Annotated in this window: 1 protein-coding gene; it reads left to right on the plus strand. The window is 63.8% G+C overall.

Features of this window, described 5'->3' with window-relative positions:
* A partial coding sequence (locus tag IRZ24_RS19665) for a glucodextranase DOMON-like domain-containing protein (RefSeq protein ID WP_297168294.1) occupies positions 1-1,645 on the plus strand: 1,645 nt, incomplete at its 5' end.
* Positions 1,646-2,119 lie beyond the last annotated feature (474 nt).

The raw sequence follows: 2,119 nt of genomic DNA on the forward strand, positions 1-2,119 counted from the left end.
AGCCAATCATCCCTACTATATCCGCCTGTCGAAAACGGGTGATCCAAACGCGGCCATCAGCTATAACCTGGGCAACGGTGGCCCGACCCTTGATCAGCGCAGCGTCATCGACGCCGGTTTCCTGGAGCTGGTGCGCCTGGGCCTGAAGCCGGCCAACGATCCAGTGATCGCCGAATCGCTGCCGGTCGTTGACGCCACCATCAAGAGTCAGACGAACAGCGGCCCAGGCTGGCATCGCTATAACGGCGACGGCTACGGCGACGCGGCCAGCAATGGGCATCCCTGGGCCCCTTCCGGCGTCGGCACAGGCCATGTCTGGCCAGTGCTCGACGAGGAGCGCGGCGAGTACGCCCTGGCCAATGGCGATGTGAGCACGGCGAGCGAGCTACTGGCCACCATGCAGCGCTTTGCCTCGGGGGTGGGCCTCATCCCTGAACAGGACTGGGAGCTGCCCGATCTGGCCCCCTCGCCCTACGGTACCGATCCGACCGTGGCCTCCATCGGTTTCCAGAATGGCCATCCTGCAGGCTCGGCCTCGCCGCTGACCTGGGCTGAAGGGGCCTTTGTGCGCCTCTTCCTCGACCTGGGCGCCCGCACGCTGCTGGAGCGGCCCGCCGCAACCTACGCTCGCTATGTGCTCCAGCACCCGGGCCAGACCGCGCTGAGCATCGCTGCCCCCGGCGACCTGACGGCAGTCGATGGCTCACCGGTAACGGTGCGCGGTAGCTCGGCCCCGGGCAATAGGATCTACGTAGCCGGCACCAATACCGATAACAACAGTCAGACAACGCTCGTGAGCACGGTCGCCGCGGCGGATGGTACCTTCAGCGTCCAGTTGCCCATCAGCGGCGGCACCACCGTCATCACCGTGGTCGCTGTCAGCCCGCAGGGGGCCACAGCCCACGCCACGCGCACTATTGTCTGGGACTACACCCCTGGCACTGTGCTGCTCGACGTCAGCGATCCCGCCGGAGATGACAATGGGCCTGGCAACTACGCCTATCCGACCGCTGCCGATTTCCACGCTGGCGCCTTCGACATCCTGGAATTTCGCGTTATCGACAGCGGCGACACGATTGTCTTCAAACTCAAGGTCGGTGATCTGACGCCGACCTTTGGCAGTCCGCTGGGGGCCCAGCTCATCGATGTCTACGTGCACGATCCGAACGCTGCTCCCGCTGACACCTCGACGGCACCGTCGTTCCCGCAGCGCAACTATACCATTGCCGCTACGGCGGCCTGGAGCCGGCTCATCGAGGTGCAAGGCTTTGGGCAGCGCTATATCGATGCCCACGGCACAACCCTGGGCAGCGTCAGCATCAGCGCAAACAGCATCTCACACTTTATCACCTTCAGCGTCCCGAAGGCCAGCCTTGGCCAGCCCGGACCCGGCTGGGGCTTCACGGTCACGTTGACCGGCCAGGATGGTTTTCAGCCAGATCAGGCGCGCGCCTTCACCAGCACGCCTGGCCCCTATACCTTTGGTGTCTGCGCCACAGCCAGCAGTGACCCGCACTGCACTGTTGATCCAGGTACGGTACCGAAGGTTATGGATACTTTGACGCCTCCCGGGGTGCAGCAGGCCGACGAGCTGGACTATACGCGCCATCAGCCGGTGGTCTTGCAAGATATCGTCATCCCTTAGCTGTGCTTCTTCCTTCGGGTCGTCCTTTTCTACGGGGGTCATAGAGGCGCTCCTCGGCTCGGAACCCCGGTTCGAGGGCTGGGGGGCGCCTGCTCCGCTCCCCCACTTGCCAGCAGGATCTCACCCTATCCTGTACAGGTACAGAGAGCGCGGAGCCGTCCCATCCACGCGAGATGAGACGGCTCCGCTGCGTTACGTAAGGAAGCAATCCCCCTGTGCAAGACAGGAAAGGAGCACAGCGTGGAGAGATGAGGCAATCTGCGATGGTGCCTGTGCGGCGCATCTCTCCTGCTGGCTGGGCTGGCGGACAGCTCCTGGCCGGTCAGGGCGAAGTGAGCCGCGCAGCCTGATCCCAGAGACTAACTCAGACAGCGATCAAGTCCACTGCTGTCACCAAAACAGTGGCCATCGCGCGTCAGAATGACGACCCTCCGAATGCTAGAGAACTGCGTCAGGGTTGCCGTGATCTCAGCC

This window comes from Thermogemmatispora sp., assembly GCF_019683755.1.
In the GTDB taxonomy this organism is placed as follows: Bacteria; Chloroflexota; Ktedonobacteria; order Ktedonobacterales; family Ktedonobacteraceae; genus Thermogemmatispora.